Origin of the sequence: Caballeronia sordidicola (assembly GCF_000729995.1) — a bacterium.
Classification (GTDB): domain Bacteria; phylum Pseudomonadota; class Gammaproteobacteria; order Burkholderiales; family Burkholderiaceae; genus Caballeronia; species Caballeronia sordidicola_A.
On record NZ_JNFG01000201.1, the window covers coordinates 63,041 to 83,421 of the forward strand.

The following is a 20,381-nucleotide window of genomic DNA, read 5'->3' on the forward strand; positions in this document are numbered from 1 at the left end:
TCACTGGCGCTGTTCCTTGACGCGTGAAACGAGTTGCGTCGGACTCACGAACTGCAGCGCGATCAATACCCATACCAGCGTGATCGCCATGTAGATCATCGCCATTGCATCAATGGATTGAGGCGCCCGCACGCCCGTCGAAAAGACCGCGTAATACAGCGCGACCACCAGCGTCTGCGTGGTCGGCCCGGCGGTAAAGAACGTCAGTTCGAACATGCCGATAGTGCGAACCAGCACCAGCAAGCCCGCAGCCAACATGCCGGGCATCAGCAGCGGCAGCAGCACATAGCGGAAGTACTTTGCCGTGTTCGCCCCGAAGATACGCGCGGCCGCTTCGAGGTTCGGATCGATCTGTTCGATGAACGGCGTCATCACGAGAATGACGAAGGGCAACGCAGGCACAAGGTTCGCCAGGATCACGCCGCTCAATGTCCCGGCCAGTCCGACCTTGTACATGACGGTTGCCATCGGGATGCCGTAGGTGACGGGCGGGACCATGAGCGGCAGCAGGAACACGAGCATCGCGAAACGCTTGCCGCGAAATTGCACGCGGGCAAGCGCATAAGCGGCCGGCACGCCCAGTGCGATCGACAGGAGCACCACTGCGCCGACGACCTCGACCGTCACCCACAACACGCTCGCAAGCTGGAAGTCGGTCCATGCCTGCGCGTACCAGTGCAGCGTGAATCCCGCCGGCAGCAGCGTGCCGAACCAGCGCGTCGCCACCGAGTTGACGGCAACGGTTGCAATCAGCAACAGGACGTTGAACAGGAAAAACGCCATCGCGCCCCAGACGAACATCTTCCAGAGGCGGTCACCAAGGCTTAAGCGCGGCTTCATCGGCTTGGCCGGTTGCGCACCGTCGTTGCGGCTGTCGCGAGGCGCCGATGCATGAGTAGAAGCCGTCCAGGCAGGTGCATGATTATCGGACGCCATCAGCCTTTACCTCCGGTCACCGGACCTGTGTAGAAGAAGCGGCGCGTGCTCAGCATGCCTGCCACCACCAGCAACTGGACGAAGCCCATCACCATCGCTATCGCGGAGGCGAGGGAATAATCGTAGCTTTCGAATGCGGCTTCGGCCGCCGCTATCGAGATCACACGCGTGGGTCCGGCAGGCGCACCAAGCAGCACGGCCGATGGAAACACCGAGAACGCCTGCACGAACGACAAGCACGCGGCCATGGTCAGACCGGGCATCAGCAGCGGCAGGTAGATCTGTCGAAACTGCTCCCAGGGACTCGCGCCCAACGTGGCCGCAGCACGCGCAAGCGTGGGGTCAATGCCGGTCACATACGAGAGCGTCAGCAGAAAGGCAAACGGAAACCCCGACACGATCAGCGATATCAACACACCCCAGTAGTTATGCGTGAGACGCACTTCGTCGCCATATAAATGCAGTCCATGCACCGCTTGCGAGAACCAGCCGTTCGGACCGAAATAGGTCAGCATGCCGTCAGCGATCAGCACCGTGCCCAATGTCACCGGGATCACCAGCAACGTGGTGACGAACTTCTGATAAGGCGAGTTACGGCGCAACGCGAATGCGACCGGAACCGACAAACCCACGTTGATGATCGTTGCCGGCACCGCAAGCTTCAAGGTCACGATGATGGTGGGCCACATCGCGGTATCTGTGAAAAACGCGATGTAGTTCGCGAACGCGGAGCCGCCGTTCATCGGCTGGAACGACAGCACGAGGCCGTACACGAACGGATAAACAAACAGCGCGAGGATGAAGATCAGCGCGGGAGAAACCAGCCACGCTTTGGCGTCGCGCGGGACTGCGGCCGGAAGGGGAGCGTTAGGCAGGGTCGGCGAGCTCATGGCGTTTCTCCGTCATACACCAGCGTGCGCGATGGCGGAGCCCGCAGGCAAATTCGTTCACCCACCGTCACGTCACCCGTCACGCGTGCCCACAAATTGCCGAACGCAGCCTTCACGCGGATCAGCGAATCGTGGCCACCGTATTCCACGGTCAGCACCTCTGCATCGAACGCGTTCTCGGCTCCTGGCGCGGCGCGTTCCAGGTCTTCGGGACGCATCGCGACACTCACGCGCTTGCTGTCGAAGCCGGCCATCGGCATGCCGATCAGCCGCACGCCGTCCGAGCTCACGGCCACCCCTTCGCCCTGCATGCCTTCGAGCGTAAATTGCGCCACGTTCCGATACCCCATGAAGCGCGCGACATGCAGGTTGCCGGGCCGTTCATAGATTTCCTTCGGCGATGCGACCTGCTGCACGCTCCCCTCACGCATCACGACAATGCGGTCGGCCATTGAGAGCGCTTCGTCCTGATCGTGGGTCACGTAGATCGTCGCGCGTCCCAGTTGGCTGTGAATGCGCCGGATCTCGGCGCGCATTTCAATGCGCAGTTTGGTATCGAGATTCGACAGCGGTTCGTCCATCAGCACGAGCGCCGGTTCGATCACGATCGCGCGAGCGATGGCCACGCGCTGCTGCTGGCCGCCGGACAATTGCCCCGGCAGCTTCTTCTCCTGACCGACGAGCTGCACCATCTGCAGCGCTTCATAGGCGCGACGCGCGGCTTCGCTCTTCGCGATGCCGCGCATCTTGAGGCCGAAACCGACGTTGTCCAAGACGGACATATGCGGGAACAGCGCGTAGTTCTGGAACACCATGCCGAAGCCGCGTTTTTCCGGCGGCAGGACGTCGATACGCTGGTCGTCGAGCCAGATCCGTCCGCCGGTCAGCGGTTGCAAGCCGGCGATGCAATTGAGCGCGGTCGACTTGCCGCATCCGGACGGCCCGAGCAACGCGATGAATTCGCCGCGCTGGATGTTCAGGGCAAGACCACGGAGCGCCGCGACCGCCTGACCTTCGGCGTTCATGAAACTGCGGCTGACCGAATCAAGACGCAACTCATCAAACTGATGCTTCATGGCAGGTTCCTGAGGCTAAGAACGATACCGTGCGACGGGCTTGAAACCTTCCTCGAGCCGCCGCACGGTCTTTATAACTACTTCGTCATCCGAATTACTTCGACTTCTGCGAGCCGATCTCGCGGTCCCACTTCTGGAACGCGGCGACCATTGCCGCGGCGTTCAACGGCACCACATGCGGACGGTCGGCAAGCAGCTTCGCGTATTCCGGCCGGCCGTACTTCTTGATGACGTCCTGGCTCTTCGCCGGGGCTTGATCAATCGTCACGCCCTTCACTGCGGGACCCGGATAGAAATAACCGTCGTCGAAGGTCATGGCCTGCTGTGCGGGTTCAAGCATGAAGTTCATCATCTTGTAGAGCACGTCGAGCTTTTCCTTCGGCACGCCGTTCGGGATCACCATGTAATGGGCGTCGTTGACCCACGTCATGTTGTCGAAGGCCTGGACCTTGTATTCAGCCGGCACGAGGCCGAGTGCGCGCGGGTTGATATCCCAGCCGGTCACGGTGACCGTCATGTCGCGCGAGCCTTCGCCGAGTTCCTTCATCACCGCCGACGTACCACCCGGGTAATACGGAATGCAATCGTTCAGTTGCTTGAGGAACGCCCAGGTCTTGTCCCAGCCGTTGATCGGGTCTTGCGGATTCTTGTCGCCGAGCACATACGGCAAGCCCATCAGGAAGGTGCGGCCGGGACCGGAATTCGCCGGACGTGCATAGATCAGCTTGTCCGGATGCGCCTTGCACCACGCGAGCAGTTGCTCAGGCGTTTTCGGCGGATCGGTCACCTTGGCCGGGTTGTATTCGATCAACGGACCCGCCGGCATGTACGTCACTTCAATGCCATAGCCTTGCGCCACGTCCTGCATCTTGCGTGGACCGGGTGCGTATTTATCGAGTACGCCGGGGAACGCCGCGGCCTGATCGGGCAGCAGTTTCATCCACAGCTTTTGCTCGATACCCGCAGCAAGCGCGTCCGTACCAGTCAGCACGAGGTCGATATCCGAGCGGCCGGCCGCCTGCATCGCCTTGATCTTGCCGGGCAACTGCGGTGCGGGTGCGTTCGTGAACGTGATGTTGGAGACAAGCTGCGGGTACTTTTCCTTGAAGGCCTCGAACGCCTTCTGCGTCAGTTGCAGGTTGCCCGCGACGTCCACGATGTTGATCGATACCGGCTCCGCCGCGTGCGCGGCAGGTGCGGTGACCATGGACACCGCAGTGACAGCGGTAAGCGCAGCCGCAGCGCTCAACGCCATGCGCAGTACCCCCAGCTTCGCCGACAAACGGCCGGTCAGAATCATTTCGTCCCCTCGCTCTTTGTATGGATTTTATTGCGGATCGATCAAGTCCGATGCCGCCACGCGACACAAATCAGCCGCAGCCAAGGTCAGCTTCACGGCGCATTTATCGATGTATGTTGTCGTATGAGAACATAACTGTGACAGGACGCATTTTCTATCACCGTAAACCCTTAATCGCGATGGATTCAGTCTGCGGGGAAAGGTCGGACAGATATCGTTCTATCCCTTATGGATGGTCATTCCCATGATTTTAAAAAGCGCGGAACCAGATCGATCCGAAGCAGCTAAGTCTCGAATAACGGTGTTGCTATCAGCGATCACGTTGTACGACAACCTATCTTTTGGGCGAACAAAGAAACACGCGTTTAGTAACACGGAAAAAACCAATGAAGGGAATTATTGCCCGAACGGGCCGCTCCCCGGCGCGCGAGGCGCCGGGCAAGCCTGGCTGCCAGGTCAATCTCAGTGACTTGCCGAGGCCGGATGCATAGGTGCATTGGACGGGACATCGGCGGACCCACCGGACGGCGCATCGGCTGGCGCATTGACGGCTGGCGTTTCAGCCGCACTCGCCTGCCCGCTGCCTGACGCAGCGACCGAAAACGCAAAAGTATTAATACCGCCGACGCTGGTAACAGACACCTTGCCGCCATGCATTTCCGCCGTCGCCTTCACGATCGCCAACCCCAATCCATGGTTCTCGCGGCTATTCGTCCGCGAGACCTCGGCACGATAAAACCGGTCGAACAGATGATCGAGCACGGCGGACTCAATCGGCTCGCCCGGATTGGCCACAGCGACGCGCACCTGGTCGCCTTCACGCGTAATCGAAACCTTGATAATCGATCCTTGCGCGCAATGCTGGATCGCGTTCATCAGGAGATTGATACACGCGCGGCCGAACAGCGACTTGTTCACCCGCACCAGCGCGTCACCAGTGGAGACGGCATGCACGTGGGCTTCCTCCAGCGGAATCTCCAAAAACTCCAGCGTATGGGCGACTTCCGCGGCAAGCGATGTGTCCACCAGCCCCGTCGCGCGTTCGCCCTGATCGGCCCGGGCGAGGAACAGCATGTCGTTGATGATCGCCCGCATGCGCTCGAACTCTTCCAGATTCGACTGCAACGTGTGACGCAGGTCATCGACGGAACGGTTGCGGGTCAGCGCCACCTCGGTCTGCCCGATCAGGATGGTGACGGGCGTACGCAGCTCGTGTGCAACATCCGCATTGAACGACTCGAGCCGTCCGTAAGCGCCATCCAGACGCTCAAGCGCGCCGTTGAATGAATTGGCGAGATCGTTGAGTTCGAGCGGCAGTGAACGCGTATTCAGCCGCTGCGAACGATTGTTCGGGCTCACCGCCGATGCGTCCCGGGTCAGCCGAGTAAGCGGCGCAAGCCCAATCCGGGTAACCGAATAACTCAGCAGCAGAACGCCGAGGCTGCCCAAAGCGGACAACGCGGCAAGCGCAAAGCCAAATGCGCGCATGGTCCGCGCGTTGGCCGAATAACCGGCGGCGACCTGCAGCTGCACGGCGGGTCGTTGCATGTAAGCGGGAATGACGACCGTGTTGGTCAGCATATCGCTTTCGCTGCCACCACCGGGGCGCACCCGCGCATACCCGCCCGACCACCGATCCATCACCTCGCCCGTAACCGGACTGCTGTAGTGAAATGACGGATCGGGGCTCGACACGGAATACAGCGTGGCGCCATCGTGCGGCGTCATGTCGGTGAGTTTCTCACGCGCCATCTTCCATTTTTCTGGCGTACCCGCGTGATAGACAATAATCCGCGCGATCTGCGTACGGTCGTCGAGCGACTCGCGCAAATGCTGTTCGAGTTGCGTGCGCAACACCAGGAACAAGCCGCTTCCGACCAGCGTGAAGACAAACAGCGCGACGGCCGCGAACATGAAAGCCAGACGCCGGGCGATAGATCGATTCATGATGTTCCCGCTTCTTCGCGGACCTCCAGCACGTAGCCCATGCCGCGCACCGTGTGCAGCAGCTTGGTCGGAAATGGGCCGTCCAGCTTGGCCCGCAGGCGCTTGATCGCAGTTTCCACCACATTCGTATGACTGTCGAAATTGACGTCCCAGACCAGTTCGGTGATGGCCGTCTTCGACAGGATATCGCCCTGGCGCCGCGCCAGCACGCTCAGCAACTGGAATTCCTTGGCCGTCAGGTCCAGCCGCACGCCGTCACGGGTGGCGCGCCGCCCGATCAGGTCGACGTACAGGTCGCCCAGCGAGATCAGCGTCGACTCCTGCACGCGGGTACGCCGCGCCAGCGCATGCAGCCGCTCGACCAGTTCCAGGAAGGAGAACGGCTTGGTCAGGTAGTCGTCGGCGCCTTCACGCAGGCCACGCACCCGATCGTTGATCTGGTCGCGCGCGGTCAGCATGATGACGGGAGTGGCCTTGTGCGCACGCAGCGACTTCAGCACGCTGAAGCCGTCGCGTTTGGGCAGCATCACGTCGAGCACGATCACGTCGTAGTCGAATTCGATCGCGAGATGCGTGCCTTCCTCGCCGTCAAGGGCTACATCGACTATCCACCCCTGCTCCGTCAAGCCGGAGCGCAGATAGTCAACCACCTTGTGTTCGTCTTCCACGATGAGCAATTTCATGCGCGCCTTCTTATGTACGTATTCCCATTATAGGAAAAACGTTTTCTCTCATCCTGCGGCGAGTGGCGAGGCCCGGTCTAAGCGCCCTGTTCTGCGCGGCCCGGCGGGTTCACGTCACTCGCATGTCAAATCAGTTTGGCGGGTTGGTCGTGGCCGCCGCCGTTTTCTCCGGTGCTGCCGCGTTGACATCCCAGCCGCCCCCCAGCGCCTTCACCAGCGACACCGACAGCGTCCATTGCTGGCCATGAATCTGCACATCCTGACGCTGGCTGGTCAGCAGCGACTGCTGGGCGGTGATCACGTCGAGGAAGGCAACCAGGCCGCCCGAATAACGATCGTTGGCGAGCGAGAGCAAACGCTGCGCGTCCGTCACGGCCTCCTGCGACTCCTTCGACGCCGCATCGAGCACCGACAACCCGGTCACGCCGTCCTGCACCTGCTGGAACGCATTGAGCACCGTCTGCCGATAGTTCGCCTCGGCCGCCTGATAACCCTCGCTCGCAAAGTCGACATTGGCGGCACGACGGCCGCCATCGAAGACGACTTGCCCGAGTGTTGCGCCCAGCGTCCACATCAGCGTGGGCGCGCTCAGCAGGCTGGCGAACTGCGTGCTTTCCCAGCCGATACCGGGCGTCAGCGAAAGGCTCGGGAAAAACGCGGCCTTCGCCACGCCGATCTGCGCGTTCGCCGCAGCCATCGCACGTTCAGCCGATGCAATGTCGGGACGCCGCTGCAGCAGATCGCTCGGCAGTCCGAGCGGTATCGTGGGGACGGCGGTATCGATTACCTTGGGCTCAATGGCGAATTGCGGTGCGGGCACGCCGATCAGTGCGGCGATCGCGTGCTCGAACTGGGCGCGCTGGTTGAGCAGCAGGCGCGCCTGGACCCGCGTGGAATCGAGTTCGGATTTCTGTTGCAGTACATCAAGTCCGGACACTGAACCGAGGTCGTGCTCGGTGGTCACGTAATCCAGCGCCTTCTGCTGCAGGACGACTGAGCGGTTCAGCACGTCGATCTCGGCATCGAGTTCGCGCATCGAAAAGTAGTCGCTTGCCAGGTCCGTGGTCAGCACGAGCCGCGCGTTGGCGAGGTCGTCGCGTGATTGTTCGGCAGACGCTGTCGCGCCCTCGACTTCGCGGCGAATCCGGCCAAACAGGTCGGTGTCGTAGTTGATGGTCGGACCGAGCTGGATGTTGTTCTGCACCGTTGACTGGGTCGGCGTGGCGTAGTTGGTCAGCGGCCGGTTCTGCGATATCCGGAAGCGCGACCCGTTGGCGCCAAGATCGACCTCGGGCACCTGTTGCGCCTTGTTGTTGGCGAGCGTCGCACGCGCCTGCGCGTAGTGCGCGCTCGCGGCTGCGAGCGTCTGGTTCTGCGCGAGCGCTTTCTGCTCGAAGCCATTCAGCGCTTCATCGTTGAAACTGGTCCACCATTCCGGGGCTATCGGCGCATGCGACGGCTCGGCGACACGCCAGTAGGAGTCGGTATGCCACGCGGGCGGAGCGTCGGCGTGAGGCTGCTTGTAGTCCGGCCCAACGGTGCAGGCGGACAGCAGGACTGCTCCGGACGCCATCACGGTCGTGCTGGTGATCAGAGTCCTGAGGGTCTTCAGCCGTGCCGGCAGGATCGGCCACTGAACCGGCCATTGTCGCGCGCGCTTCACGACGTCCCCTTCTTGGCGGCTTGTTGCGGCGCGATCAGGACGTGGTCGCCGTCCGCGATGGAATCGCTCGGATTGATGATGATCTTGTCACTCGCTTCAATGCCGCTTTCAATCTCGAGCGACTGCCCCAGATCCTGCGCAATCACGATCTTGCGCAAGTTGACCTTGCCGTCCTGGTCGACCACTGCCACCCGCGGTCCTTCGGCGCGGAACAGCAGCGCATTGCCCGGCACCAGCAACGGCGCCCGCACGGTAGCCGGCAGCGCCACCTGTACATACGCGCCCGGCCTCAGCTTGCTGTCCGGATTGGGCAGCCGTACTTCGATCTGCAGCGACCGGGTCGGGACATCGATTGCGCCGGAGATATTGGCAATCGTTCCGTGGAACTGCTGGCCCGGCAATTCCGCCTGCGTGACGATCACGTCCTGCCCTTGCTTCACGTTCTGCGCGTAAGCCTGCGGAAGCTGTACATAAACTCTCAGCGGGTCCGACTGCGCCAGCGCGAAGAGCGCACGGCTTGCACCGCTGCCCGCATCGATCAAATCACCCACATCCACGTTGCGCTGCGTCACCACGCCGGCGAACGGAGCGACGATACGCTTGAACGATTCAAGCTGTTTCAGGCGCTGCAAGTTGGCGTCGGCGGCGGCGAGATTCGCGACGTCCTGGTTATACGTGCTCTCGCGTTCATCGAGTTCCTGCTGCGACACGGCATCGCGCTGACGCAGTTGCTGCCAGCGCTGGAACGAACTCTTCGCGAGCACGAGGCTGGACGCGGTCTGCTCGCGTTGCGCCGCGGCCTGCTTCAGTTCCTGATCGACCTCAGGCGTATCCAGGTCGGCGAGCAACTGGCCTTGCTTGACCCGCGCGCCAATATCCGCATACCAGTGCAGCAGATAACCCGTGGAGCGCGCGTAGATAGGCGACTCCACGTAGCCGCGCAACGTGCCCGGCAGCAAGGTGTCGCCGCCGCCCGCCGCTTGCTTCGGCACGATGACATTCACATACACCTTCGCGTTTTGCTGGGAGGTCACCGCCACCGAGTGGCTTTGCATGACATCCGACACCACGGTGCGGCCGGCGCCCAGTACGAGCAGGATCAGCACCACGATGACGGCGATCTTCGCGCGTTTCCATTCACGGCCACGGGGCGGCAATGCGTGCCCGTCCTCGGTATTCCTTGCGGGAATCGCCAGCGAAGCATGAGTTTTTTCAGTCATATCAGTCAGCCATATTTAACTTGGAGCATGCTCGCCGGCGCCGTGGCCCGGGCTATCTTGACCAGGGTGGCCGCCGCCATGATCGTCGTGGTCACCCGCCGAACGATCACGGCGCCGGACCAGCCGGCTGTGAATACCCGCAAACACGAGCGGCACGAAAAACAGTGTGGATACAGTAGCAAACAGCAATCCGCCGATCACCGCGCGGCCGAGCGGCGCATTTTGTTCAGCGCCTTCGCCGAGTCCGAGCGCCATTGGAATCATGCCGATGATCATGGCGAACGCCGTCATCAGCACCGGCCGGATACGGCTCGCGCCGGCTTCCAGCGCGGCGGTCAGCGGCGGTGCGCCGGCTTGCAGCCGCTGGCGCGCGAAGGACACCATCAGGATACTGTTCGCGGTCGCGACGCCCATCGTCATGATGGCGCCGGTGAGCGCCGGAACGCTCAGGTGCGTGCCGGTGAGGAACAGCATCCAGACGATACCGGCAAGTGCCGCCGGCAACGCGCTGACAATGATCAGCGGGTCGACCCACGACTGGAAATTCACCACGATCAGCAGGTACACCAGCACGATCGCCATGGCCACGCCGACACCCAGGCCGAAGAACGACGAGCGCATGGTCGCGACCTGCCCGCGTACGGTGATCTGGCTGCCGCGCGGCAGGCTGGCGCGTGACTGGTCCACGAGCTTGTCGACCTGCCTCGCGATACTGCCGAGGTCGCGCCCTTCCACGCTCACGAACACATCGATGACCGGGCGGATGTTGTAGTGCGTGACCACCGCGAACTGGCTTTTCGGCGTGACCTGGACCAGATTGCCGAGCAGTTGCGTGGGCCCGTTGACGCTGCCGGAAACCGGCGTGCGCAACAGTTCGTCGATTGATGAAACCTGATACTGCGGCGTCTGCACCGCGACCGAATACTCCACGCCATTCTTGTTGTTGAACCAGAAACCGGGCGCTGTCTGCGAGCTGCCCGACAGCGAGATCAGCACGTTCTGCGCGACGTTGCTGGCCGTCAGGTTGAGCTGCTGCAGCCGGGTGCGGTCCATCTGCAGGTTGAGCGTCGGTTCGTCAAGCTTCTGCTGGATGTGCGTGTCCACCGTGCCGGGAATCTGCCGGATCGCCTTCATCAGTTTCGCTGCGACCGCGAAATTACCCTGCTGGTCCGCGCCGGAAATTTGCACGTCTACCGCGGCCGGGAGACCGAAGTTAAGGATTTGCGTAACGATGTCCGCCGGCTGGAAGAAAAACTCAACACCGGGAAAACGCTGCGGCAACACGGCGCGCAACTTGTCGACAAACTTCTGCGTGGGCTCGTGGTCCGCCGTCAGCGCCACCTGGATTTCACCGTCGAGCGTGCCGATCGTGCCCGCGTTGCTATATGACAAGTTGATGCCGCTATACGGCAAGCCGAGGTTATCGAGGAGCGTGGTGAGTTGATCGGCCGGCACGACCTCTCGCACCACTTTCTCCACTTCGTCCGCGAGTCGCGCGGTTTCTTCGATCCGAGTGCCGGTCGGCGCACGCATGTGCAAGCGGATATCGCCGGAATCGACCGTCGGGAAGAAGTCTTCCCCCAGCGCGAATACCAGTCCTACCGACAGCACGCAAAAGCCCAGGAACGACACGGCGAAAATCCGACGCCGCACGAGCAATGTGCTAAGGATCACGATGTAAGTGGCGCGCATGCGCTCGAACCCGGCATCGAAACGGTGATACAGCCGCATGAACAGATTCGGCTTCGAGCCGTTTTTCGGCTTGTGCGCGTGGCCCATCAGCAGCATGGCGAGTGTCGGCACGAGCGTACGCGACAGGATGTACGACGCCAGCATGGCGAACACCACGGCTTCGGCGAGCGGCACGAACAGGAATTTCGCCACGCCGGTCAGGAAGAACATCGGCACGAACACAATACAGATACACAGCGTGGAGACCAGCGCGGGAACCGCGATTTCGCCGGCCCCTTCCAGGATTGCCTCGTGCAGGTCCGTGCCCATGTGCAAGTGCCGCTCGATGTTCTCGATGGTCACCGTTGCATCGTCCACCAGGATACCCACCGCGAGCGCGAGCCCGCCCAGCGTCATGATGTTGATGGTCTGCCCGAGCGCGTGCAGCACGAGCAATGACGAGAGGATCGACAGCGGAATGGAGACCGCGATGATGCAGGTGCTGCGCCAGTTGCCGAGGAACAGCAGGATCATCGCGGCCGTCAGCGCGGCGGCGATCAGCGCTTCGCGAATCACGCCCTGCACTGCTGCCTTGACGAACACGGACTGATCGAAAAGCGGCGTGATCTTCAGGTCCGGCGGCAACGACGCCCGGGCATTCGGTAACAGTGCATAGAGCGAATTGACGATGGACAATGTCGACGCGCTGCCGTTTTTAAGCACCGAGATCAGCACGCCGCGGTGTCCGTCCTGACGCACGATATTCGTCTGCGGAGAGAAGCCGTCGCGCACATGGGCGACCTCTCTCAGGTAAGTGGTCGCACCATTGAGCGTGCGCACCGGAATGTCGTTCAGCGCCGCAATGGTGGCGGGCGAACCATTCATGTTGATCGTGTATTCCTTCATGCCGATCTTGGCCGTGCCGGTGGGCAGGATCAGGTTCTGCGCGTTGAAGGCGTTCACTACATCCGACGGCGTCAGGCCTTTCGCCAGCAACGCACGCGTGTCCAGATCGACCGACACCAGACGGCTTTTACCGCCATACGGATACGGCACGGCCGCGCCGGGAATAGTCACCAGTTGCGGGCGCAGGAAGTTCAGGGCGGTGTCGTTCAGGTCCTGCTCGGAGAGCGTGGGACTGGAGAGTCCCAGCTGGATCACCGGAATACTGGAGGCCGAATAACTGATCACGAGCGGCGGGGTGGCGCCCGGCGGCATCTGCTTTAACTGCGCCTGCTCGACGGCCACCGTCTGTGCGATGGCTGTCTGGATGTTCGCGGTCGGTTGCAGGAAGACCTTCAGGATGGCGATGCCCGGCAGCGACTGCGACTCGATATGTTCAATGTCGTTGACGGTCGTGGTCAGGCTGCGCTCATTGACCTGCGTGATGCGGTTGGCCACGTCCTCGGCCGACAGGCCCGTGTAAGTCCAGATGATGCTGACGACAGGAATGTTGATTTCCGGCAGGACGTCGACCGGCGTTGTCAGGAGCGCAAACGGCGTTGCTAACAGGATCAGGATGGCCATCACGATAAACGTGTAGGGCCGCTTTAGCGCAACGTTGACGATCCACATTGAGACGCGCTCGAAAAAAGCAGGAAAGGAAAATGAACCGCTGGAATGCGACGACGCCGCTTAAGGCCGGGCCGCGTAGGCAGGGCCTCTCACGCAAGGCCGCTTAAGCAGGGCCGCTTTAGGCAAGGTCTAGCATACGGCGAGCCGGATCGAGTGCGGCCCGAAGCCGTGCGGCCTTTCATGCAGCCAACAGGACACCGATAGACAACTCACGCCCCGATCTTAACGGGCAGGCGCCAACGCCTACATGGCGCCAAAATGGCAGAAATGTCAGGAAACGAATCTTTCCTCAGATTTTTCAGAGGCAAACGTTTTCGCGTAATCAGGGTGCACCCGCACTGCTTTCCATATTCGATAAAAATAGAAGGCTTTACGCCAGTTTCGAGTCCACCCACGACATGAATGCGGCCACGAGCGGCGCCTCCGTCAGTTCATGCCGGCACACCCAGTAATACGCATGCTTGGCCGGCACGGTGAGTCTGAATGGACGAACGAGCGTGCCATCGGCGAGATCGTCGCGCACAGAAAAGCTATCGCCTAATGCTACGCCTTGTCCCCGCACTGCGGCCTCGATACCTACATGCGCAATGCCAATTTCAAGGATGCGCAAACCTTCAAGCTTGTCCGCCGACGCCTCGGCCAGCCATCGCATCCACGACTCGGCGTACTCGCAGAACAAGGTCCGGTTCGCCAGGTCCTGCACCGTGCGAAGCGCGCGCGGCCCGTTCATCAACGCCGGGCTCACGACGGGGAACAGGACCGGATGCATGATGAGCTTGACGTCGCGATCACGCCAGCGGCCCTCGCCGTATCGGACGCAGAGATCAACATCGGATGAGTAGATTTCCTTGTCGTCGTTGGACGGGATCAGTTTTAAGTTAACTGCGGGGAAGTGTTCGAGGAAGTCGCCGATGTGCCGCGCGAGCCACCTCGACGTGAACAACATCGGGGCAGACACCACCAGCTCCCCCGCAATGACGGGCGACTCCAGCCTGACGACGGCTGTTGCGATCATGTCGAACGCGTTCTTGACTGGCTGGAGTAGCGCCTCGCCGGCAGGTGTCAGCTTCACCCGCGCCTTCGAGCGAATGAACAACGAGACGCCCAGGGTGCTCTCCAGCACGCGCACCTGATGGCTGACCGCGCTTGCCGTGACGTTGAGCTCCTCGGCCGCGCTCGCAACCGTCCCATGGCGTGCCGTCGCTTCGAACGCACGCAGGGGATTGAGCGGGGGCAGCCGATGGCGCATAAGCAAGTCTGCAGAAAGTGTATGAACGGGAGATGCTGAGAAAAATTTGATTTAAAGCGAATTTAATTCTCTCTACAAGCAAAAAACTTGTTTGCGTAAGCTTAGAGTCATTCTTAGCGTCATTCCGAACCGCATTCTTAGGCAAGCACATGAACACACCAGATACAACCGAACGCCTCTGGGGCGGCCGCTTCAAATCAGGGCCCTCGCTGGCGCTGGAAAACCTGTCCCGCTCGGACCCGAGCTTCTTCCGTCTTGCGCCCTACGATCTCGCCGGTTCGCGCGCCCATGCGAACGAACTAAAGCGAGCCGGCATCCTCACCGCCGACGAGCTTCAACAACTGCTCGACGCAATGCAGCAAATAGAGACCGAGTTTGTTGCGGGCGACCTCTCCCCTATCCTGGCCGACGAAGACGTCCACACCTTCCTCGAGCGCGAACTGACGCAGCGGCTCAAAGCGATCGGCGGGAAGTTGCGCGCGGGCCGTTCACGCAACGATCAGGCGGCGAACGACCTGCGGCTATATCTACGCGACAAGGCTCGCAAGCTGGCACTGTCGGTGATCGAATTGCAGCACGCGCTTGTTGAACAAGCCGAGGCGCATGTGGAAACCATCGTCGCCGGCTTCACGCATTTGCAACCGGCACAGCCGATCGTTTTCGCCCATCAGTTGCTCGCGCATGCGCAGTCGATCTATCGTGATGTCGACCGGCTGGTGGATTGGGATCGCCGCAGCGCGCGTTCGCCGCTGGGCGCGGCGGCACTGGCAGGGTCCGCGATCTGCTTGCGGGCCGACCTGTCAGCGCAGGAACTCGGCTACGACGGCCCGTGCGAGAACTCTATCGACGCCGTCGCCTCGCGCGACCACGTTGCCGAGTTCACGTTCATCACGAGCATGCTGGCGGTCAACCTGTCGCGGCTCTCTGAAGAAGTGATCCTGTGGACGTCCCGCCAGTTTCGCTGGGTCGAACTCGACGATGCTTATGCAACCGGCAGCTCGATCATGCCGCAGAAGAAAAACTCGGATATCGCCGAGCTGACACGTGGAAAAGCGGGCCGGTTGATCGGCAACCTGAGCGGCTTGCTCGCCACGCTCAAGTCGCTGCCGTTGGCCTATAACCGCGATCTCGCGGAAGACAAGATTGCCGCGTTCGACAGTATCGATACCCTTGAACTCGTGCTGCCCGCAATGGCCGGTATGATCCGTACCATGCACGTGAACGTGGATGAAATGCGGCGCCAGGCGCCGCTCGGGTTTACGCTCGCCACCGAAGTCGCGGACTGGCTCGCGCTGCGCGGCGTGCCGTTCAGCGAAGCGCATGAGATCACCGGTGCGCTGGTGCGGGCCTGCGAACAGCAGGGCATTGAACTGAGTGAGGTGTCGGTGGCGACGCTCGCAGCGGTGGATGCGAGACTTGAACCCGGCGTCCTCGATCACGTCACGCTGGACGCCGCCGTCGCAGCGCGCAGCGGTTATGGGGGCACCGCGCCTGCGCGCGTGGTCGAACAGATCGTGCGCTTGCGCAGCGCTATTGAAGAACAGGTCGCGTGGGCGGCTGACTACAAGGGACCTTCATGCTGAGCGCATCGAACGACCGGCCATCGGCGTCCGGCAACGCCGACAGTTTCACCGATATCTCGCACTTCGAGCACGTGCCGCGGCGGTACTACGGGCGTTATCTCGCCTCGGTGGTGATTCTCGCGATCGTGGCTTATGTCGTCGTGGCGTTCGCGCGCGGGCAGATCGACTGGACGGTCGTCGGGCGTTTCCTCACGGCCAAGTCGATCCTTCGCGGCTTGGCCAACACCATCGTCATGACGATCCTCGCGATGGCGCTGGGCATCGTGCTTGGGGTAATCGTGGCGATCATGCGGCTCTCGACCAACCCCGTCGTTCAAGCAGTCGCGCATGGCTACGTGTGGCTGTTTCGCGGCACGCCGGTGATCCTGCAATTGTTGTTGTGGTTCAACCTTGCGCTGGTGTTTCCGGTCATGGGCATCCCCGGCCTGTTCGAATTTCGTACCGTCGACATCATGACGCCGTTCCTCGCCGCCCTCCTCGGCCTCGGGATTAATCAGGGTGCCTATACATCGGAGGTCGTGCGAGCGGGATTGCTTTCCGTCGATACAGGCCAGTACGAAGCCGCGAAGTCGATCGGCATGCCGAAACTCCAGGCCCTTCGCCGCGTGATCCTGCCGCAGGCCATGCGCGTGATCGTGCCGCCTATTGGCAACGAACTGATCGGCATGGTGAAGCTGACCTCACTGGCAAGTGTGATCCAGTACGCGGAAATGCTGCATAGCGCCGAGAACATCTACTACGCGAATGCGCGCGTGATCGAATTGCTGATGGTCGCAGCCGTCTGGTATCTGGTCATTGTCACGGTGCTTTCCTTGCTGCAGTCGCGGGTCGAACTGCGCTTCGCGCGCGGGGCGGGCCGCCCATCCGCGAAGAGATAACTACTCCACTCAACCGCGATCCCGGGTAACCATGAATCCACTAGTCAAAGCGGTCGACCTGCGCAAGTCCTATGGCGAGTTCCAGGCGCTGCACGGCATCAACCTCGACGTCGCGAAGGGCGAAGTGCTGTGCATCATCGGACCATCGGGTTCGGGCAAGAGCACCTTCCTGCGCTGTATCAACCAACTGGAAAGCATCAACGGCGGCGCGCTATGGGTGAATGGCGAACTGGTCGGATACCGGCGCGTCGAGAACAAGCTTTATCCGCTGTCTGAAAAGCAGATGGCGCGGCAACGTCTTGCGACCGGCATGGTGTTCCAGCGCTTCAATCTTTTTCCGCATATGACGGCGCTGGAAAATGTGATCGAAGGGCCGGTCCAGGTATTGAAGAAGAAAAAGTCCGAAGCCGTTGAAGAAGCGCGTGCGCTGCTTACGCGTGTCGGACTTGGTCACAAGTGCGACGCGTTTCCGGTCGAGTTGTCGGGCGGCCAGCAGCAGCGTGTTGCCATTGCACGCGCGCTGGCCATGCATCCTCAGCTCATGCTCTTCGACGAACCCACCTCCGCCCTCGACCCCGAGCTGGTCGGCGAAGTACTGAGCGTGATGCGCGACCTGGCCAAAAGCGGCATGACGATGATCGTCGTCACGCACGAACTCGGCTTCGCGCGCGAAGTGGCGAACCGCGTGGTCTTCATGGACCAGGGCCAGGTGGTCGAAAGCGGCACGCCCGACCAGGTGCTGTCGCGACCGCAACATCCGCGTACTCAAGAGTTCATTTCGGCCGTGCTTTCCTAGCGTTACGGCGCCCGTGGCAACGGCTTTTACATTGGCTTTCCCGACCTTCCGTCAACCTCACGTTCAGGCGACATTCATGATCGATTCCTTGTTCCGGCGCACCCTTCTAACCCTCGCGTTCAGTGCTGTTTCGCTTGCCTCGTCGATGGCGCATGCGCAGACGCCTGTCGCGGGCAACGGTACGCTCACGGCCGCTATCGTGCCGAACTATCCGCCGTTCGAATACAAGGACCCGGCAACCGATGAACTGACCGGCTTCGACGTCGACCTCGGCGTCGCGCTGGCCGCGAAGATGGGCGTGAAACTGAAGTGGGAAGAGACCAACTTCGACCAGATGATGAACGCGCTGACCACGCATCGCGTGGATGTGATCCTGTCGGGCATGACGGACTTGCCGACACGCCGCGAGGCGATCAACTTTCTTGACTACATCAAGTCCGGGCCGCAGTTTTATACGTTGAAAGCGCGCGGTGGTGACTTCAAGTCGATCGAATCCGTGTGCGGCAAGCACGTGGGCGCGAGCCGTCGCACGTCGTGGCCCGACGACATCAAAACGTGGAGCGACGAGCACTGCGTGAAGGCCGGGAAACCGGCGGTGCAAGTGGTGGGTACAGATGGTTCAGCCGATGCCCGCCTGCAGTTGCGTCAGGGCCGCATCGACGCCGCCGTGCAAGGCGGTGAAACGCTGCCGTATCAGAACACCCTTGAGAAAGATGCGTACGCGCCGATCGGCCAGCCGTTCCTGTCGCAATACTCGGCTATTGGCATGTCGAAGAACAGCCCGGCTTTGAACGATGCGATAAGCCAGGCATTCGGCAAGCTGATCGCTGATGGCACCTATGCAAAGATCCTGAAGAAATGGGGCTTGCAGGAGCATGCGGTCTCGAAGGTCATCATCAATTCGCAAGAGTAAGAAGGCGACCGTCATACGCTTGATTAACGCGTAAACGGAAACGGGCGTTGTCGGGGCACTCCCTGACAACGCCCGTTTTTAATTCAGCATCAGGTTACCGCTCGACCTGACGATTCCAGCGCGCGTCCCATTGCGGACGATTTGCGTTGATTACATCCCAGTCCACCACGTTGACCTTCTTCACCAGGTCGTCGAGGTTACCCAGTTGCTTTTGCATCGAGTCGGGCATTGTCGCCTGGCGGTTCGTCGGGATCTGGCGGCCGGCGCTTGCTGCCTTGCTTTGCGCTGACGCTGAAATCATGAACTGCGCAAGCTTTTGCGCGAGCGCCGGATCGGGGTTGTTCGCCACTACACATTCATCGACGAGTAGCAGCACCGGCCCTTCTTTCGGGTTCACGTAGGCCACGGGAATGCCCTTCGCCTGCAGGTCACCCACTGCAGTTGGCGTGAGCGGGAACAGGCCGGCTTGACCGGTCTGGACCATCTCTGAGATCTTGGCCGAGTTGGGGATGTACTCGATCACGTTCCGGCCCACGGTGCTTTGCCATTTCGTGAAGCCCGGTTCGACGTTCTTTTCCGAGCCGCCTTCGAGCCGGTTGATCATCAGGAAGCCGTGCAGGCCGAACGTGCTGCTCGATGCCGACTGGAATACGACCTTATCCTTGTATTTCGGATCGGCGAAATCGAGCCATGACGTGGGCGGCGCCCAGCCGTTCGCCGTGAAGAGCTTCGTGTTGTAGGCGATGCCGGTCATGCCGAGCTGCACGCCCGCGCCGATGTCGTCCTTCATGCGCGCGAACGGATAGAGTTGCTTGAGTTCGGGGCTGTCGTCGAGTTTTTGGCAGACGCCCATGCTGACTGCGCGCGCCATCACGCCATCGTCGAGGAACACTACGTGGATTTGGGGTTTGGCTTTGTTCGCCAGAAGCTTGGCGAGAATGTCTGAGGATGTGCCGGGGACTACGACTACTTTTACGTTGTTGGCCTTTTCGAATTCGGGCAGGACTTCGCTCGTGTAGGCCTTTTCCATGGGGCCACCGTTCATGCCGATGTAGATGGTTTTGTCTTCGGCTTGCGCGGGCGAGGAAAGGGCTGCGGCGCACAGGGCGGCTATGCCCACGCTGGCTACTGTATGAAACGCTTTCATTTACTAATCTCCTTCTGACAGGGTGGTTTCGTTCGCACTTCTTGAAAATGTTTTTTTTCGATGTGGGGGACTGGGGTTTTGTGGGGTTGCTAGATCTTGGGGTTAGCGATCAGGGTCAGTGCCGGGTTGGTGCTTTCGGTGTTAGTGGTCTGCATGAGTCGGATTTTCTCTTTATCACTATTAGCCACTGTGCGTGGCGGCACGTCATTTCTTTGTCCAAAGCGACAAAGAAACGAAGCAAAGAAAACGCTTTCAGAACGAGGGCTCATAAGTTGACCCAGCGTGCAGTTTCCACGTTTTTGGCACCCCAAAAGCACGGTGCTCGCAAGAGCGACGGATGTGTGAAACCCTCCTTCTCCGAACACGGATACCCACACGCTTCGCCACCAGTGACTGAACCTGCCCAAGGTTCACCCCGCGCTATCCGCGAAAAACCATCCTCCGAATTAGTAGGCACGCCGAACCACGTCGCCAGCCCACCAAAAAGTGAAGCCGTAGAGTAGGTAAGGCCATACTCACAAAAATTACTGCGCAAATCAAGCAACTAACCCATCAAATAATGAGGCACTAAAAGCGCGTGACGCCGTGCGGGTTTCTTGGCACTCGTGCTTGCCCGAGAGCGTACGGGGCGAAGCGTGTGCGTGTAAGAATTCGCGAGAAGGAGGGGTTCACACATCCGTCGTTCTGGCGAGCACCGTGCTTTTGGGGTGCCAAAAACGCGGAAACTGCACGCTAGGTCAACTTACGAGCCCTCGTTCTGAAAGCGTTTTCTTTGCTTCGTTTCTTTGTCGCTTTGGACAAAGAAATGACGTGCCGCCACGCACAGTGGCTAATAGTGATAAAGAGAAAAGCCA

At 60.9% G+C, this 20,381-nt stretch carries 15 protein-coding genes; 4 read left to right on the forward strand and 11 right to left on the reverse strand.

The features are described 5' to 3' along the window. The 10 genes from FH08_RS0139030 to FH08_RS0139075 form a co-directional block, all read right to left on the reverse strand. Entirely contained in the window at window positions 1–936 is a 936-nt protein-coding gene (locus FH08_RS0139030) for an ABC transporter permease (protein ID WP_031363546.1), read from the reverse strand. Further along, window positions 936–1,826, reverse strand: coding sequence for an ABC transporter permease (locus FH08_RS0139035; protein WP_031363547.1), 891 nt, complete (start codon window positions 1,824–1,826; stop codon window positions 936–938). The genes FH08_RS0139030 and FH08_RS0139035 overlap by 1 nt, the downstream gene beginning before the upstream one ends. Continuing rightward, window positions 1,823–2,902 carry an ABC transporter ATP-binding protein gene (locus tag FH08_RS0139040; RefSeq protein ID WP_031363548.1) on the reverse strand — a complete coding sequence of 360 codons (1,080 nt, stop codon included), beginning with the start codon at window positions 2,900–2,902 and terminating at the stop codon, window positions 1,823–1,825. The genes FH08_RS0139035 and FH08_RS0139040 overlap by 4 nt, the downstream gene beginning before the upstream one ends. A 94-nt stretch (window positions 2,903–2,996) precedes the next feature. Next, window positions 2,997–4,109, reverse strand: coding sequence for an extracellular solute-binding protein (locus FH08_RS0139045; RefSeq protein ID WP_419178052.1), 1,113 nt, complete (start codon window positions 4,107–4,109; stop codon window positions 2,997–2,999). A gap of 555 nt (window positions 4,110–4,664) precedes the next feature. Beyond that, the gene (locus tag FH08_RS0139050) at window positions 4,665–6,149 is read right to left on the reverse strand and encodes a heavy metal sensor histidine kinase (protein WP_031363550.1); all 1,485 of its coding nucleotides are present in this window, start codon (window positions 6,147–6,149) and stop codon (window positions 4,665–4,667) included. Next, a complete protein-coding gene (locus tag FH08_RS0139055; RefSeq protein ID WP_031363551.1) occupies window positions 6,146–6,832 on the reverse strand; it encodes a heavy metal response regulator transcription factor in 687 nt (228 codons plus the stop codon). Before FH08_RS0139055 ends, FH08_RS0139050 begins: the two co-directional genes overlap by 4 nt. A gap of 130 nt (window positions 6,833–6,962) precedes the next feature. Then, a complete protein-coding gene (locus tag FH08_RS0139060; RefSeq protein ID WP_051888908.1) occupies window positions 6,963–8,405 on the reverse strand; it encodes an efflux transporter outer membrane subunit in 1,443 nt (480 codons plus the stop codon). Between the two features lie 86 nt (window positions 8,406–8,491). Beyond that, window positions 8,492–9,715 carry an efflux RND transporter periplasmic adaptor subunit gene (locus FH08_RS0139065; RefSeq protein WP_031363553.1) on the reverse strand — a complete coding sequence of 408 codons (1,224 nt, stop codon included), beginning with the start codon at window positions 9,713–9,715 and terminating at the stop codon, window positions 8,492–8,494. 15 nt (window positions 9,716–9,730) lie between these two features. Continuing rightward, on the reverse strand, window positions 9,731–12,961 hold the full coding sequence (locus tag FH08_RS0139070) for an efflux RND transporter permease subunit (RefSeq protein ID WP_031363554.1): 3,231 nt from the start codon (window positions 12,959–12,961) through the stop codon (window positions 9,731–9,733). Between the two features lie 370 nt (window positions 12,962–13,331). Further along, window positions 13,332–14,210 carry a LysR substrate-binding domain-containing protein gene (locus tag FH08_RS0139075; RefSeq protein WP_031363555.1) on the reverse strand — a complete coding sequence of 293 codons (879 nt, stop codon included), beginning with the start codon at window positions 14,208–14,210 and terminating at the stop codon, window positions 13,332–13,334. Between the two features lie 149 nt (window positions 14,211–14,359). Between FH08_RS0139075 and argH the strand changes: the two genes are divergently transcribed. The 4 genes from argH to FH08_RS0139095 all read left to right on the forward strand — a co-directional run bounded on the left by argH (window position 14,360) and on the right by FH08_RS0139095 (window position 18,380). Next, complete coding sequence (argH, locus tag FH08_RS0139080; protein WP_031363556.1) at window positions 14,360–15,793, forward strand: argininosuccinate lyase; 1,434 nt, start codon at window positions 14,360–14,362, stop codon at window positions 15,791–15,793. Then, window positions 15,787–16,671, forward strand: a complete 885-nt coding sequence (locus FH08_RS0139085; protein WP_031363557.1) for an amino acid ABC transporter permease — start codon at window positions 15,787–15,789, stop codon at window positions 16,669–16,671. The genes argH and FH08_RS0139085 overlap by 7 nt, the downstream gene beginning before the upstream one ends. A gap of 31 nt (window positions 16,672–16,702) precedes the next feature. Further along, window positions 16,703–17,467, forward strand: coding sequence for an amino acid ABC transporter ATP-binding protein (locus FH08_RS0139090; protein WP_031363558.1), 765 nt, complete (start codon window positions 16,703–16,705; stop codon window positions 17,465–17,467). A gap of 76 nt (window positions 17,468–17,543) precedes the next feature. After that, window positions 17,544–18,380 carry an ABC transporter substrate-binding protein gene (locus FH08_RS0139095; RefSeq protein ID WP_031363559.1) on the forward strand — a complete coding sequence of 279 codons (837 nt, stop codon included), beginning with the start codon at window positions 17,544–17,546 and terminating at the stop codon, window positions 18,378–18,380. 94 nt (window positions 18,381–18,474) lie between these two features. Here the strand turns inward: FH08_RS0139095 and FH08_RS0139100 are convergent, their stop codons facing one another. Further along, a complete protein-coding gene (locus FH08_RS0139100; RefSeq protein WP_031363560.1) occupies window positions 18,475–19,527 on the reverse strand; it encodes an ABC transporter substrate-binding protein in 1,053 nt (350 codons plus the stop codon). Window positions 19,528–20,381 lie beyond the last annotated feature (854 nt).